Consider the following 14264-nt stretch of genomic DNA (forward strand, 5'->3'; position numbering starts at 1 on the left):
ATATTCACAAGATATCCACAATCATTGGCATGAATTTTAAACAAGAAAAAATCTCTTTGTCTATTAAAAACTAGCAGAAAAATTAACATAAATGTATTATTTCAAAAAAGTGTAATTTTAGCCATATAATAAATCTGAAAGTATGAGACGGGAAGTTCAGAATAAAACTCCTCAATTTAATATAACTGAAAAAAATACGGAAGTCTATTTCTTTGAAAAAGACGGATTGCAACTGAAATCTGCCTATAAAAAAGAAGACATAAAAGATAAGACCATTGCTGATGGTTCTCCGGGAATTGCACCTTATTTAAGAGGACCTTATTCCACAATGTATGTTCAGAAACCGTGGACGATCCGCCAGTATGCAGGTTTTTCCACAGCAGAAGAGTCAAATGCTTTTTACAGAAGAAATTTGGCTGCAGGTCAAAAAGGACTTTCCGTGGCTTTTGATCTGGCGACACACAGAGGGTACGATTCAGATCATACAAGAGTTGTTGGTGATGTAGGAAAAGCAGGAGTTGCTATTGATTCTGTGGAGGATATGAAGATTTTATTTAATGAAATTCCATTAGATCAAATTTCGGTTTCCATGACGATGAACGGGGCAGTTTTGCCTATTTTATCTTTCTATATTGTAGCGGCAGAAGAGCAGGGAGTTTCTCAGGATTTACTTTCAGGAACGATTCAGAATGATATTTTGAAGGAGTTTATGGTAAGAAATACCTACATTTATCCGCCCACACCTTCTATGAAGATTATTGCCGATATTTTTGAATATACTTCTAAAAATATTCCGAAGTTCAATTCAATTTCTATCTCAGGATATCATATGCAGGAAGCCGGCGCAACTCCGGTTCTGGAAATGGCTTATACGCTTGCAGACGGTTTGGAATACGTAAGAACCGGAATAAAAGCAGGAATGAATGTCGATGATTTTGCTCCAAGATTATCATTTTTCTGGGCAATCGGGATGAATCATTTCATGGAAATTGCTAAAATGCGTGCCGCAAGATATATTTGGGCTACATTACTAAAGCAATTTAATCCTCAAAATCAAAAATCTTTAGCATTAAGAACACATTCGCAGACTTCGGGCTGGTCTTTAACGGAACAGGAGCCTTTCAATAATATTACAAGAACAGCCATTGAGGCGTTATCTTCAGCTTTAGGTGGAACCCAGTCTCTTCATACGAATGCTTTAGATGAAGCGATTGCTCTTCCGACGGATTATTCGGCAAAAATTGCGAGAAATACTCAGATTATTCTTCAGCAGGAAAGTGGAATCTGCGATGTGGTAGATCCGATGGGTGGAAGTAATTTAGTGGAATCGCTGACTCAGCAAATGATCGAAGAAGCCATGAAATACATCGATGAGGTAGAGCAGGAAGGCGGAATGACAAAAGCTATTGAGGCCGGGATTCCAAAGATGAGAATTGAGGAAGCAGCAGCAAAAAAACAGGCTAAAATTGATAGTGGGGAAGAATTTATTATTGGGGTAAATTCATTCAGATCTTCATTAAAACAAGGTCAAATTGAGATTCTTGATATTGACAATACGGAAGTTCGCAGAAAACAAATCGAAAGATTAGAATCTATAAAATCAAATAGAAACACCGTAGCGGTGAGCCAAATTTTAGATGAAATTCGTGAATGTGCGAAGTCTGGAAAAGGAAACCTTCTGGCATTGTGCATTGAAGCAGCTCGTAGAAGAGTGACATTGGGAGAAATGAGTGATGCGATGGAAGAAAGTTTCGGAAGATACAAAGCGAATATCAGAACAATTTCAGGAGTTTATGCCATGAATGCAGGTAAAAACGAATATTTTAGTCAGGCGCTCGAGCTTACCCAAAAATTTGAGGAAGAAGAAGGTCGCCGTCCAAGAATTATGGTGGCAAAAATGGGACAGGATGGTCACGACAGAGGTGCAAAAGTAGTGGCGACGGCGTTTGCAGACATGGGATTTGACGTAGATGTTGCTCCCTTATTTCAGACTCCGGAAGAGGTGGCGAAACAGGCGGTTGAAAATGATGTTCACATTTTAGGGGTTTCAAGTTTGGCAGCCGGACATAAGACTTTAGTTCCACAGGTGGTGGAAGAACTGAAAAAACTCGGCGCAGATGATATCACGATCGTTGTTGGAGGCGTAATTCCTCAACAGGATTATGAATTTTTATATGCCAACGGAGCTGATTTTATTTTCGGTCCGGGAACGAATCTTCCCAAGTGCGCAGTTGATATTTTGGAGAAATTTTTACATTAAATTAACTTTTACAACTTATAAATTGCACAGCTTTTGTACTGTAGACCATAACCAAAACAAAATATCATGGCTTATACAGTAATTTCAGTATTTCCTGTGACTGTGGATACAGAGGAAATTAAAAAAGATTTGCAGGAAAATGGTTTCGATGAAGCCAATATTATTATTTCCAAATCAAATATAGAGAGCGGATTGTCTGCTGATCATTATCAGGAAGACGAACAGACTAAAAGTTTCTTTGAATATACCTTTGCACACGACACGGAAATGTTGGATGCATATCGCAAACACAGTATTGGAAGAAATAATGTGATTGTCTATGCAGATGGTCTCGAACAAGCCGCCGCAGCCAAATCTGTGCTGAACAGAAATGGTGCGTTAGAAGTGTACAGAAAACCTACAGAAGATCAGAAAAAAGATATTCCCGAAGGTATGACAGAACAGGAATATGACGGAATCATTGCGAAAGCGAGACATAATGTGTATTTCCTTGGTTCAGAAAGAGTGTACCACCCTAATGTTATAAAAGGTATGGATGATCCTATGGACGATATGGGCTCAAAAGATTAAAATTTAAGATAATTAATAAATAAAATGGCTACCAGAATTGATAGCCATTTTTTATATTTTCCAGGATTTTATCAGCCAACGATAAATCAGTTCTTTCACAAAGAAATAAACCAATATCGGGATTACAATAATAGCAGTCCAAAGCAAAGGATTAATATACATCGATAATAACCCGTTGGAAACACTTGATTTTGCGATAAAATACTGTCCGACAGCAATAATTCCTAAGCTTAAAATCAGGACGATCATCAAATTGATACTGAAACGTCTGCTGATATCGCTCACCATTTTTTTCGGTGAATAGCCCAAACTATTTTTGATGGAAACCTCTTCCTGCTTTTCTAAAAACTGAATTTTAATAAAGCTTACAATAATATAAAGGCACAATGCAAAAATGAAAATTCCTAATATTGCAATAATATTTAAAACTAAAAACAGTTTAGATTTAATCTTTGCAGAACGCAGACTTTCCTGATTAGATTCAAAATTATTTTCTTTCATTTTGGTAATTAAACCTTCGTCTCCCGAATCTTTTACCTGAACCAGAACTCTATTGAAGATTCTTGGTTGATTCGCCAGTTGAGGTTTTTCAGCCAAATTCAAAGAATCAAGAAATTTTTTCGGAATCAAAACGGAATGAATTCTGTTTGAAAGTCCAACCATTCTTCCTTTATAAGTTTTGTTTTGTTTATTGACAACAATATTAATATTGATCTCAATTTTCTTGGCAAAATCTTCTGAAATCTGCGGCAAACCTTGATTTAAGGCAAATCCGTAATTATAAAGATTTAAATATTCTCTTGAAATAATAATAGGAATGACATCACCTTTCACCTGAAATTCTTCCTCGGTTAAAGGAGCATCAATTGCTTTTAAATCTACTCCTTCAAAGTACAAATCGGTGTAAAAAGGAATAAAATCACCGCCATTTGCCGAAGCTTTAAATTCGTTGGCAGAAAAAGGATAAACACTTTTTACTTCCTGCCATTGCTTCAGTTTCGCAATATCATTTTCATTAAATCCCAAAAGTTCTTTTCGCCCGATATTATCAGGCGTAATTTTCTTGCTGAAAGTCAGCCAATAATTGCTGTCACTGCTTTTACTTCCAAAAAGGCGGTTGGCATTTTCATACAATTGCAGGCAAGACAGCACCAAAATAAATGCGATAAATAATCCTGCATACAGTAAAATTGAGCTAAAAATTTTCTTCATACGCTTTTATAAATGAAGAATTTGATATTCATGTTCAAAAGGAAATTCATTCAGTTCAAAAAATATCACTGAGCTTCCGCTTTCCTGAGATACCTCGTTAATTAATGAGAAGGCAATTTTTTTGTTGTTCAAATCTAAATGACTGAAACATTCATCATAAATCAGAAAATCCGTAGGATTCACCAGACTTCTTACGATAGCACTTCTCTGCCTTTCACCATACGAACAGTTTTCAGCTTTTTTATGGAGCAGATTTTCAACACCTAATCTTGAGGCATATTCTTCCATTTTGGGAATGAATTTCTTTTTGTCTTTATTAAAAACACGGAGTAAAATATTTTCCGAAATGGTAAGATTTTTAATCAACCGTACATCCTGAAATAATAAACTTACCCCATCTTTTCTGTTTTCCACAATTTTCTCAAGGTGAAGTGATTTTACAGTCTGCTGATCATATTTTATATCTCCCTCATACTGAGAATGAGTGCCCAGAATTGCCGTGGCAAGAGTGGATTTCCCACTCCCGGAAGGCGCAACAATCAGGAATTTTTCCCCTTTTTGGAAAATGATATTCTTTTTCCAAATTTCAGATTGTTCTACATTTCTGGGAGTGAAATATTTTGGTGAAATATGTTCTAAAACAATATTATCCATTCATTATCAAATAATACAATGCGTTTTCATCTTTTTTGTCTAAAGTAAATACGGTTTTAGAAACAAGATTTCCGCCGTCTTCTTTAGATTCGTTGGTCATATCTACAACTTTTATGGTAGTCGCATTATGCTTTTGATTATAATCCGTTCCATCAGACCAGGAATAAGCGGTAATGCCGGATTTTTTATCCAATTTAGAATTTTTCCCTGCTTTTTTATTTTGGAACTGATTAATGATATTGTTGTCTTCAGAAAAAAGTACTTCATCATCAGCGATCATATATTTTTTACCTTGACCTAAAGGACCAGCAAGTAAAGACATAAGATTATCTTTTTTCTTTGGATTAAAGCCCAATACGAACGCATTGTTTCTTGGCTGGTAATAATCCATGGTATCCGTAGGAATAGTTTTGAAATCTATAAAAGCATAATCTCCTGTAAAAGTAGAAGTAATATCTTCCAGTGTTTTATTTGTCGAAGCTAAATAGTGATTGATTGTCGCTTCAAAACCGGCTTCTTTCACCAAATATCTCATAAAATCTAAACTGAAAAATCCGATGGTAAAAGATTTTGCATTATCCAATTCTACGTTTTTTACCAAATCGTAGTTCACTTTATTTTTATCATAATATTTCTCAACAACTTTCTTCATATCACTGTTGAAAAACGTTTTGGTTTCCATGTCAGCTTTTCCTTTATCAAAATTGAAATCAAACCCAATTCCTGAATCTTTAATCAATTTGTTTACGGCAAGAGTTTCGATGTATCCTTTTGATGCATAACTTGCTACAGCAGCCAGATTTACCCATCCACTAATATCTTTATTATCTACCAGAGATTGATTGACCTGATCTTTAATGGCATCATTGGAAGTTGCTTTTCTTGCCCAGAAATCCGTGAAATATTTCTCGTTCAGTTTGGCAGAAGGTTCTTGAGTATTGTAAGAATTATATCCCGCATAAGGATTGTATGATTTTTCGCTGGAAACAACGGCCAAATCACCCTTGATACTTCCCGTAAGTTTCCCGTCAACATAGATATAATCTTTTTTATCAATGGTTACTTTACTTTTCGTAAGATCAGACATGCTCTTTTGGAATTTAGCCTTGTCATTAATCCAGAAGAAAGCCTTTGGATCAGGATCGTTGGTAGATTTTCCCTGATCAACAATAAAATAAAGAGGTTTGTCGGTATCAATACCAGATTCTTTTGGTTTGCTTACCAGCTGCAAAAAGAATTTATCATCATCCTTCAGATTTTTCTTTTCCTTTAAAATCTTATCAACAGGAATTTTGTCGGAAATAGTTTTCAGGTTTACTCTTGATAAACCTAAAGTTGCGTCTGTAGTGTACGTTAGAATTTCATTATTCTTATTCGAATTACACGAAAAAAGAACAGCAAATGCAAAAACGTAAAATAACGATTTCATTAAGGTGTTTTTCATAATTATATTTTGGTATAAGTAACAAATATAACATTTTGTACCGAATAAGTCTCATTTGTAGTGAACTAAGAAAAAATGAAAAAAAGTTTTCATTTTCAGAAAAATGTATATCTTTGCGTCAGAGAATAAAGTTTAACCATTTAAAAAACAACGAAGCAATGTTCAAATTCAATCTACATTCATCAGTAGGATTGCCTTTTGCAAAGGCGAGGCTTCGTGGTATGGTACATTCATAGAATAACAGTATATTGAAATATCAAAACCCGAAGTCGTAAGATTTTCGGGTTTTTTATTGCGCAATATTTCAAACTTAAAGTTTCCCCGAAATCTTTTTTATCAATAATTATTAAAAAAATAATGGAGTTGTTGTACGTCAGTTCGAGTAGCGAAGCGTATCGAGAACTTTTTATCAGTTTTTTAAAACAATCAATTTCAACTAGACTAAATTTCTAGTTGATTAAGAAAAGTATGTGATTTATTAAATCTCATATCTAATAATAAATGGGAAAAGATAACCTTTTGTTTTCCAGATTGAGAAGTCTGAGAAGCAGAAAAAGAATAGTTAAAAAAGATGTAGAAAAACAGATCAGACAAAAGTATAAACGTAGTAACAAACTTTGGGAATTGAGAAGAAAGACTCCGTTAGTTCCTTTGGAAAATCCTTATCAGAAAGGTTTTATGAGATTTTTTGTGGTAAGAGATGATGTAAAACGTTCTAAAGACGGAGATTTTTTTCAGGGAATTCTAAGTAAGATTAATACAAAAATGTATTCCGAAACCCGGAAATTCTTAAAAAAGAAAAGAAAATTCGGGCGAAGAATTTATGTTGAAAGAGAGCAGAAATTGGTTCAGCTTTCAACCCATCAATGGAATGATCCCAAGTTAGGGTTAACGACCAGAGAAAAACAATATTTTCTGAAAAGAGAAGAATACAATCCGTTCAGGAAAAGATATAACGTTTACTACGAATTTATTGAGCCATGGAGATTTGTATTCAGAGTAAAACAAAATATGATTACTCATTACAAACCTTTGCATTCCGATTTGGAAAAAGAAATAGATGAACTGGATTCTTATTTAAGTCAGCATAAAATTGTTGGATTAGTCAATAAGAAAATTCATGGTGAATCTGGCAATTGGAAAAACTACGGCGAGCAAACTGATCTTATCGAAAGTAAAAAATACTTTCACTACAAAATGTCTGCAACAGGGATTGCAGAAAGTTTAGAGGACTATAAAGTCCGAAAATTTTAAAATAAAAACAATGGGAAATTTAAAACTAAAAGGAAAAGATATATTAAAAATAGGCTATCCGAACAATCAGAGTGTAAATATTGCTTTGGAAGTTATGAAAAGGAATTTTGCAACGAAAAATATTCATCATGTAAAGTCTCTTTTAAAGGAAATTCTGCAAAATCCGGAGCAATTCGAAAAAGATTTAACCTTCGGGCAAATTGCAGAAGCTTTGCTTTCATCAAAGAAAACGGAAAAAAGAATGCTCAACACAAACAGAGCAACATTTAATATTTTCGGAAATAATATTTCTGATGAAGCCAAAAATCAATTGTACACGGCTTTGAAACTTCCAATTTCAGTGCAGGGAGCTTTAATGCCTGATGCACACAGTGGTTACGGACTTCCAATTGGTGGAGTTTTAGCGATAGAAAATGCGGTGATTCCCTACGGAGTCGGCATGGATATCGGTTGCAGAATGAGCCTCAGTATTTTGGATACTCCTATTTCATATCTTGACGGAGCAAGAGATAAATATGAAAAAGCACTTGCTGAGCACACCAAATTCGGAATGTACGAAACACATAAATCTCACGTCGATCATGAAATTTTCAACAGAGATACCTTCGATATGATTCCGATTTTGAGAAGATTAAAAGGAAAAGCGATCAAACAAATGGGAAGTTCCGGTGGCGGAAATCACTTTGTAGAATTCGGAGAAGTGGAAATTACTGAAGAAGACGTACAAATCGGTCTTCCAAAAGGAAAATATCTTGGAATTCTTTCACACAGCGGTTCCCGTGGATTGGGAGCAGAAATCGCTCAATATTATTCGAGAGTTGCGACAGAACAATGTCCGTTGCCCAAAGAAGCACAACAATTCGCCTGGCTGGATTTGAGCACGCATCTCGGTTTAGAATACTGGACAGCGATGAATTTAGCAGGAGATTATGCTTCGGCTTGTCACGACGACATTCACAGAAGATTGGTGAAAGTAGTCGGAGGAAGAGTAAAAGCAAGAATTGAAAACCATCACAATTTTGCATGGAAAGAAACTCACAATGGAAAAGAAGTGATTGTTCACAGAAAAGGAGCCACACCGGCTAACGAAAATGAATTGGGAATGATTCCCGGATCCATGACCGCAAAAGGTTTTATCGTTCGTGGAAAAGGAAATCCTGATTCTCTGAATTCGGCTTCTCACGGTGCAGGAAGAGCGCATTCCAGAGGAGAATGTAGAAATCTTTTCACTCAAAATGACATTAAAAAAGAATTAAAACTCAAGAATGTCACTTTGATGGGTGGAAATACTGAAGAAGCACCAATGGCGTACAAAGATATCAACGAAGTCATGAATGCGCAAAGCGAATTGGTAGATATTCTCGGAACCTTCCAACCCCGAATTGTGAGGATGGATAAGTAAATTGATGATAGTTGTAATTGATAGATTTTGACTGGCAAATAGCACTGTCATTCAGAATGAAACGAAGTGGAGTGAAGAATCTACAAACAGGTTTCTCACAACACTTTGCTTCATTCGAAATGGCAAAAGCAGAAAACAATTAAAAAAAATAACAAAATGGGAGCACCACATAATATAAAAAGATACGGTGAAGTCTGGCCGGAATTTAGAATTCAACACGGACTGGAAATTTTAGAAAAATTAAAAAATAAAGTCATTTTATCAGGAGGATGGGCGTGGCATTTTATGTCTGAAATTAGGCATACGGAATACAAACACGTTCACGACCATAAGGATATTGATGTTTTTGTACATAAGGAAAATATAGCTGAAGTTGTTATGATTCTTCAGCAGGAAGGTTTTGAGAAGGTCTGGACACGTTACGATCATTTGCCAAGCGAGGAAAACTTCCGCAGGTATGAGAAAACAATCGAATTAGAAAACGAAAAATTCCACAGGATAACGATTGATTTCTTTGAAAGAAACAATTTAGAAACCGTAGAAACAAACGGATTTACTGTTGTAAGACCTGATGTTTTACTTTCATTTTACAGAAATATTCATTCCAGCGATAAATGTTGGGCAGTTATGGCTGCAAAAGATTTATTGGAAAAAGGAATTGATCCGGTCGGTCATCCTCGATTAAGTGAAATGCCAAAATAACAATGGATAAATTAATACAAATAACCTCTGGGAGAGGGCCTTTAGAATGCCAATGGGTAGTGGCTAAAGTTCTGAAGGTCTTTCTTGAGGAAGCAAAAAATAATAATATAGAGTACGAGATTATTCACCGTGAAAATGGTGATGAAAATCTGACTTTGAAGTCCGTAACCTTACTTTTAAAATCAAAAAATATCAATGAATTTTTAAAGACCTGGTTGGGAAGCATTTTGTGGACAGGAAAAAGTACTTTCCGGAAACTGCACAAAAGAAGCAATTGGTTCATCGGGATTTTTGAACTGGAAGGTTTGGAGACAATCAATTTTAATGAAAGGGATATTCAGTTTCAGACAACTCGAAGTCAGGGAAGTGGCGGACAAAACGTGAACAAAGTAAACACGGCGGTTCGTGCCACTCATATTCCGACGGGGCAAAGTGTTTTCGTACAGGATTCCCGTTCGCAATTGGAGAATAAAAAATTGTCGATTACCCGATTGAAAGAAAAAGTATTGGAGCAGAATATTATCCAGCTTCAAAAGCGAATGCAGGAAACCTGGAATAACCATTTGCAGGTACAAAGAGGAAATCCAATCAGAACATTTTCCGGAACAGATTTTAAAAAGAATTATCAGGAAAAATCTTTCAAAAAAGAAAGAACTCAACTGAAAAACGAATTAAAAAATTACAAAAATGACCTTAACTAAAAATAAATACTATTTCGAGGCCTTAGACAACTATCCGTATAGTTTGCCAGATTGCCTGGAAGCGTTGAATTATGCATTGTCTTATGATCCTGAAGATGCAGACAGTTTGTGTTTGATGGGAAGAATTTATGCTGAGCAATTGAGAAATTATGATGTGGCTAAACAATATTTCGAAGAAGCCATGCAATGTGATATTACAAACTTAAATGTTCCACAATATTACATCAAATGTCTTTTGAACAACGAAGATTTTCATGAAGCCGAAAAGCTGATCCGATATTCTTTAAAAATAAAAGGAATCGACAAATCTAACATTTGGTTTTACAGATCTTTGCTTTCCGAGAAAAGAGGAAGTTTTAACAATGCTTTGAAATTTTTGGATGAAGCCGCAAAATATTGTTTTAACGAATATAGTCTGGATGTTGTAAAGGACCGAAAGAAATTTATCAAATCCAAAATGCCGAAGAAAATCAAAATTAAAAAGAAGAAGGAGACGAAATAAGTCTCCTTTTTTTGTAAATTTAATAATGGAACTTAAATTTGAATTAAAACAACTTCAATTAAAAGAAACATTTTCAATTGCTTATGGAAATTATGATAAAAGGGAAGCTTTGCTTGTAGAGTTATCTCATCAAAACTGTAAAGGATATGGAGAATGTGTTGCGATTGATTATTATCAAATTAATCTTCAAAGTTTTGTTTTAAAATTAAAAGAAATTCAGGCTCAGATTGAAGCTCAGAAAATCATTCATCCGAAAGAATTTTTCACATTTTTATCAAGTTTAAATCTTCACCCATTTCTGCTTTCTGCGCTAGATTGTGCATATTGGGATCTTTTTGGTAAGCTGGAAAACAAAAATTTTATTGAACTTAATCAACTTCCGTCAGAAAATTTAGTGGAAAGTTCGATCACTATTTCCGTTGCAGAAATAGATGAACAAATTCAAAAAATTGGGAAAAGCAGTTGGAGTAAATTCAAAGTGAAATGTAAGGGTTTAGACAAAACTCAGGTTGAAAAACTTGTAAAATTAAATCGAAATATCGCTTTAGATTCAAACGCAAGTTTCACCAATGAAGATTGCCTTTGGCTTCAGGAAAATGCTGAGGTTCAGAAATTTTCTTATCTCGAACAGCCGAGACCGATCAATAATTACAACATATTGAAGAAAGAAAGTTTTGCGAATTGGATGGCAGATGAAGATTGTCAGAATATTGATTCTCTGAAAGAATTAATTCCTTACTATAAAAGTATCAATATTAAATTAATGAAATGCGGCGGATTAACTCCGGCGTTAGAAATGATCAAAAAAGCCAGAGAATTAAATTGCAAAATAATGATTGGCTGTATGACAGAATCTTCCGTAGGGATTTCCGCAGCCTGTACCTTGGCGGGACTTGTAGATTACGCAGATTTAGACGGCGCAACATTAATTTCCAACGATTATGCGACAGGAAGTTTTGTGGAAAACGGTACAATAATTTTATCCTCAAAACCGGGGTTGGGAATTGAAATAAAATAGATGAGTTTTGAATGGTCAATTTTTTTAAGATTATCACTCGCTGAGTGAAATTCCTTTACGAACTAAAAATAGACAACTTTGAAATCAACAGCGTTGCGTTTTTTACGTTAAGAAAGCCGAAAAACAAAAATAGACTTCGAAGAAGCCTATTTTTTATTTGCAGATATTAGATAATCGTAAACCATTTGATGTTGATCTTCACTCAGCTTAGCCTTTGGAGCCATTCTGCTTAAGGTTTTTATCCATCCCTGATCGTCATGTTTTGCAGGATCAGGTAATTTATGGCATCGGTTGCATGAGTTTTCAAAGATAGTTTTCCCCTGAGCCAATTGTTCAGATGAAGTGTATTTTGGTCCTGTCACGGCTACACTTTTCGGTCCGCACGATACAACGATCGCTGCAGAAGCTAATGTCATACCCAAAATCAATTTTTTCATAATAATGTCTTGTTTTAAGGTGAATTATTTCTTCACAGATACGATATAATCGTAAACCCACTGATGTTGTTCATCTGTTAATCTCGCTTTTGGAGCCATCGAATTCATAATTCCTACCCACTGAACGGAGGTGTGAGATGTTGGATCCGGTAATTTGTGGCATCTTCCGCATGAATTTTCGAAGATTGTTTTCCCTTGAGCGATCTGTTCTGCTGTAGATGTTGAAGCTACGGGAGCCGTTGCTGTTGATGCTTTTGGCGTACAAGACGCTAATAAAACAGCAGCAAATGATGCTACAGCGATGGTTTTTTTCATGTTTAAATTATTTGAATAAAACAAATGTAGGAAATTCCCTTTTCCATTGATGAAGTGGGTCTTAATTTAGAAGAAATACAAATAATGGCAAGAGGAATGGTGAATTTGTGTAAGAAATTAAAAATATTTATTTTAAAATTTAAAAAATTCACAAGCAAATCAAATTCCCTATTGACCATTCATTCTTTAATCCTTATTTTTGAATTAATGAAATTTTCTACAGAAGAGCTGATAGATGGAATAAGATCGGGAAACAAACGCCTGATCGCAAAGGCTATTACATTAGTTGAAAGTAAAAAAGCTGAGCACAGAATGCAAGCCGAAGAATTACTAAAACAAATTATGCCTTTCACGGGAAATTCGATTCGAGTGGGAGTGACGGGAGTTCCGGGTGCGGGAAAGTCGACTTTTATAGAAAATTTCGGAAGATTGGCGATTGCTAATGATAAAAAAGTAGCCGTTTTGGCGATTGATCCAAGTTCTGCTATCAATAAAGGAAGTATTTTGGGCGATAAAACGAGAATGGAAGAATTGGCAAAAGAAGAAAATGCGTTTATTCGTCCTTCTCCGAGTTCCGGATTTTTAGGTGGAGTTGCCAATACAACTTTTGAAACGATGATGATTTGCGAAGCGGCTGGTTACGACTATATTCTTATTGAAACCGTCGGAGTAGGACAGTCCGAAGTTTTGGTTTCCGATATTACCGATGTTTTTTTGTTTTTAAAAATAATTGGCGGTGGCGACGAACTTCAAGGAATCAAACGCGGAATCATGGAAATGGTTGACGTAATTTTCATTAATAAAGTTGAAAAAGAAAATCTTCAAAAAGCAAAAAATACAAGATTGGAATTAAAGCGTGCCTTAGATTTTATTCCGGCTAAAGAAAAAAATTGGAAAGTTCCGGTTTTGTTGGGTTCGGCTTTGCATAATGATGGTTTAAGTGAAATTTTTGAGAAAATTAATGAATTTGTTGATCTTAAAAAGAAAACAAACCGATTCGAAGAAGTCAGAATTCAACAGGCGGAAAAACGCTTTGAATATTGGGTTCAGGAATATATTCTATCGATGATGAAGAAAAGTAATGATGTGGAAGAAGCGTATGTTCGGCACAAAAAAAATGCTTCGGCAATGGTTTCAAATCCAAGTACCGAAGCAAAATTATTTGTTGAAAAGTTTTTATCTAAAGATTAATCTAAATTAAAGTCTCTCTTTTTCCTCCACATTTTTTGAGATAAACCCATCATAAGAAATCGGTTGTCTGTCATTACTTCTTACCGATACGAAGGCTTTTGCATTTTTAAAAATCTCGATTGTAATTTCGTCGACTGTGCTTTGATCGTTTACTTTAATTTTAACAATCCATTTTCCTTTTCTGCCCTGAGTTTTAGATACTGCAAAATCTTTTGAGGTAAATCTATAACCGCTTTGGCTTGTATTCCCGTACGTAGGATTAAAAACTCTCCCGAAATAGGGCAGAGTAACTTCCAGTTTATTCTTTCTTAAATCTATTGAATAATTGCTCCCCGAAAGATCTAAAATCCTCATTGAGGTAGAATTCGGCATCGAGTTCATTACATTAATGACATCGTAATTAGTAGGCGTTGCTCTTTCTGCACGAAACGAAAAATCTTCAGAATTGATAACTTCTGTTATTGTTTGTGCATCAACTTTGGTTTGAGAAAATCCGTTTTGGAAAATCAGTAAAAAAACGGCAGTGAATATGATTGAAATATACTTTTTCATAAATTAAAATTATTTATTACATTTAAATAGCAAAATATATGCAAATATAT

Annotated in this window: 15 protein-coding genes; 9 read left to right on the forward strand and 6 right to left on the reverse strand. The window is 35.0% G+C overall.

Features of this window, described 5'->3' with window-relative positions; translation table 11 throughout:
* Window positions 1-142: 142 nt before the first annotated feature.
* Both scpA and ASG22_RS15135 read left to right on the forward strand, forming a co-directional pair.
* Window positions 143-2260 carry a methylmalonyl-CoA mutase gene (scpA, locus tag ASG22_RS15130; RefSeq protein ID WP_055986358.1) on the forward strand — a complete coding sequence of 706 codons (2118 nt, stop codon included), beginning with the start codon at window positions 143-145 and terminating at the stop codon, window positions 2258-2260.
* Between the two features lie 66 nt (window positions 2261-2326).
* Window positions 2327-2830, forward strand: coding sequence for a hypothetical protein (locus ASG22_RS15135; RefSeq protein ID WP_055986362.1), 504 nt, complete (start codon window positions 2327-2329; stop codon window positions 2828-2830).
* 51 nt (window positions 2831-2881) lie between these two features.
* Here ASG22_RS15135 and ASG22_RS15140 read toward each other — a convergent pair whose 3' ends face one another.
* From ASG22_RS15140 to ASG22_RS15150, 3 genes are read right to left on the reverse strand one after another with little or no spacing between them, the layout of a single operon-like run.
* Complete coding sequence (locus tag ASG22_RS15140) at window positions 2882-4042, reverse strand: FtsX-like permease family protein (RefSeq protein ID WP_055986365.1); 1161 nt, start codon at window positions 4040-4042, stop codon at window positions 2882-2884.
* Between the two features lie 6 nt (window positions 4043-4048).
* Window positions 4049-4696 (reverse strand): ATP-binding cassette domain-containing protein, encoded by a 648-nt coding sequence (locus ASG22_RS15145; protein ID WP_055986368.1) that lies wholly within the window; start codon window positions 4694-4696, stop codon window positions 4049-4051.
* Window positions 4689-6140: a DUF4836 family protein gene (locus ASG22_RS15150; RefSeq protein WP_055986371.1), complete on the reverse strand. Its 1452-nt coding sequence runs from the start codon at window positions 6138-6140 to the stop codon at window positions 4689-4691. Before ASG22_RS15150 ends, ASG22_RS15145 begins: the two co-directional genes overlap by 8 nt.
* A 501-nt stretch (window positions 6141-6641) precedes the next feature.
* Here ASG22_RS15150 and ASG22_RS15155 point away from each other — a divergent pair.
* From ASG22_RS15155 to ASG22_RS15180, 6 genes are all read left to right on the forward strand, one after another.
* Window positions 6642-7394, forward strand: coding sequence for a hypothetical protein (locus ASG22_RS15155; protein WP_055986374.1), 753 nt, complete (start codon window positions 6642-6644; stop codon window positions 7392-7394).
* A 10-nt stretch (window positions 7395-7404) separates the two neighbouring features.
* Window positions 7405-8796, forward strand: coding sequence for an RtcB family protein (locus tag ASG22_RS15160; RefSeq protein ID WP_055986377.1), 1392 nt, complete (start codon window positions 7405-7407; stop codon window positions 8794-8796).
* A gap of 156 nt (window positions 8797-8952) precedes the next feature.
* The gene (locus ASG22_RS15165) at window positions 8953-9498 is read left to right on the forward strand and encodes a nucleotidyltransferase domain-containing protein (protein ID WP_055986862.1); all 546 of its coding nucleotides are present in this window, start codon (window positions 8953-8955) and stop codon (window positions 9496-9498) included.
* A gap of 2 nt (window positions 9499-9500) precedes the next feature.
* Window positions 9501-10199 (forward strand): peptide chain release factor H, encoded by a 699-nt coding sequence (prfH, locus tag ASG22_RS15170; RefSeq protein WP_055986379.1) that lies wholly within the window; start codon window positions 9501-9503, stop codon window positions 10197-10199.
* Window positions 10186-10701 (forward strand): tetratricopeptide repeat protein, encoded by a 516-nt coding sequence (locus tag ASG22_RS15175; RefSeq protein WP_055986382.1) that lies wholly within the window; start codon window positions 10186-10188, stop codon window positions 10699-10701. The genes prfH and ASG22_RS15175 overlap by 14 nt, the downstream gene beginning before the upstream one ends.
* A 25-nt stretch (window positions 10702-10726) precedes the next feature.
* Window positions 10727-11719 (forward strand): enolase C-terminal domain-like protein, encoded by a 993-nt coding sequence (locus ASG22_RS15180; RefSeq protein WP_055986385.1) that lies wholly within the window; start codon window positions 10727-10729, stop codon window positions 11717-11719.
* A gap of 146 nt (window positions 11720-11865) precedes the next feature.
* On the opposite strand, the gene ASG22_RS15185 is transcribed toward ASG22_RS15180, so the two are convergent.
* Complete coding sequence (locus ASG22_RS15185; protein WP_055986387.1) at window positions 11866-12156, reverse strand: hypothetical protein; 291 nt, start codon at window positions 12154-12156, stop codon at window positions 11866-11868.
* Window positions 12157-12180: 24 nt separating this feature from the next.
* Window positions 12181-12471 carry a c-type cytochrome gene (locus ASG22_RS15190; protein ID WP_055986391.1) on the reverse strand — a complete coding sequence of 97 codons (291 nt, stop codon included), beginning with the start codon at window positions 12469-12471 and terminating at the stop codon, window positions 12181-12183.
* A 207-nt stretch (window positions 12472-12678) separates the two neighbouring features.
* Between ASG22_RS15190 and meaB the strand changes: the two genes are divergently transcribed.
* Window positions 12679-13662, forward strand: coding sequence for a methylmalonyl Co-A mutase-associated GTPase MeaB (gene meaB / locus ASG22_RS15195; protein WP_055986864.1), 984 nt, complete (start codon window positions 12679-12681; stop codon window positions 13660-13662).
* Window positions 13663-13668: 6 nt separating this feature from the next.
* Here meaB and ASG22_RS15200 read toward each other — a convergent pair whose 3' ends face one another.
* Entirely contained in the window at window positions 13669-14214 is a 546-nt protein-coding gene (locus ASG22_RS15200; protein WP_055986393.1) for a DUF4251 domain-containing protein, read from the reverse strand.
* Window positions 14215-14264 lie beyond the last annotated feature (50 nt).

Source organism: Chryseobacterium sp. Leaf405, from assembly GCF_001425355.1.
Lineage (GTDB): Bacteria > Bacteroidota > Bacteroidia > Flavobacteriales > Weeksellaceae > Chryseobacterium.

What these genes read in the sequence shown, in the direction of transcription:
- ASG22_RS15165 (WP_055986862.1), top strand. Translation starts at nt 8,953, where the DNA reads ATGGGAGCACCACATAATATAAAAAGATACGGTGAAGTCTGGCCGGAA.
- ASG22_RS15155 (WP_055986374.1), top strand. Translation starts at nt 6,642, where the DNA reads ATGGGAAAAGATAACCTTTTGTTTTCCAGATTGAGAAGTCTGAGAAGC.
- ASG22_RS15180 (WP_055986385.1), top strand. Translation starts at nt 10,727, where the DNA reads ATGGAACTTAAATTTGAATTAAAACAACTTCAATTAAAAGAAACATTT.
- ASG22_RS15175 (WP_055986382.1), top strand. Translation starts at nt 10,186, where the DNA reads ATGACCTTAACTAAAAATAAATACTATTTCGAGGCCTTAGACAACTAT.
- ASG22_RS15140 (WP_055986365.1), bottom strand. Translation starts at nt 4,042, where the DNA reads ATGAAGAAAATTTTTAGCTCAATTTTACTGTATGCAGGATTATTTATC.
- ASG22_RS15200 (WP_055986393.1), bottom strand. Translation starts at nt 14,214, where the DNA reads ATGAAAAAGTATATTTCAATCATATTCACTGCCGTTTTTTTACTGATT.
- meaB (WP_055986864.1), top strand. Translation starts at nt 12,679, where the DNA reads ATGAAATTTTCTACAGAAGAGCTGATAGATGGAATAAGATCGGGAAAC.
- prfH (WP_055986379.1), top strand. Translation starts at nt 9,501, where the DNA reads ATGGATAAATTAATACAAATAACCTCTGGGAGAGGGCCTTTAGAATGC.
- ASG22_RS15185 (WP_055986387.1), bottom strand. Translation starts at nt 12,156, where the DNA reads ATGAAAAAATTGATTTTGGGTATGACATTAGCTTCTGCAGCGATCGTT.
- ASG22_RS15190 (WP_055986391.1), bottom strand. Translation starts at nt 12,471, where the DNA reads ATGAAAAAAACCATCGCTGTAGCATCATTTGCTGCTGTTTTATTAGCG.
- ASG22_RS15150 (WP_055986371.1), bottom strand. Translation starts at nt 6,140, where the DNA reads ATGAAAAACACCTTAATGAAATCGTTATTTTACGTTTTTGCATTTGCT.
- ASG22_RS15160 (WP_055986377.1), top strand. Translation starts at nt 7,405, where the DNA reads ATGGGAAATTTAAAACTAAAAGGAAAAGATATATTAAAAATAGGCTAT.
- scpA (WP_055986358.1), top strand. Translation starts at nt 143, where the DNA reads ATGAGACGGGAAGTTCAGAATAAAACTCCTCAATTTAATATAACTGAA.
- ASG22_RS15135 (WP_055986362.1), top strand. Translation starts at nt 2,327, where the DNA reads ATGGCTTATACAGTAATTTCAGTATTTCCTGTGACTGTGGATACAGAG.
- ASG22_RS15145 (WP_055986368.1), bottom strand. Translation starts at nt 4,696, where the DNA reads ATGGATAATATTGTTTTAGAACATATTTCACCAAAATATTTCACTCCC.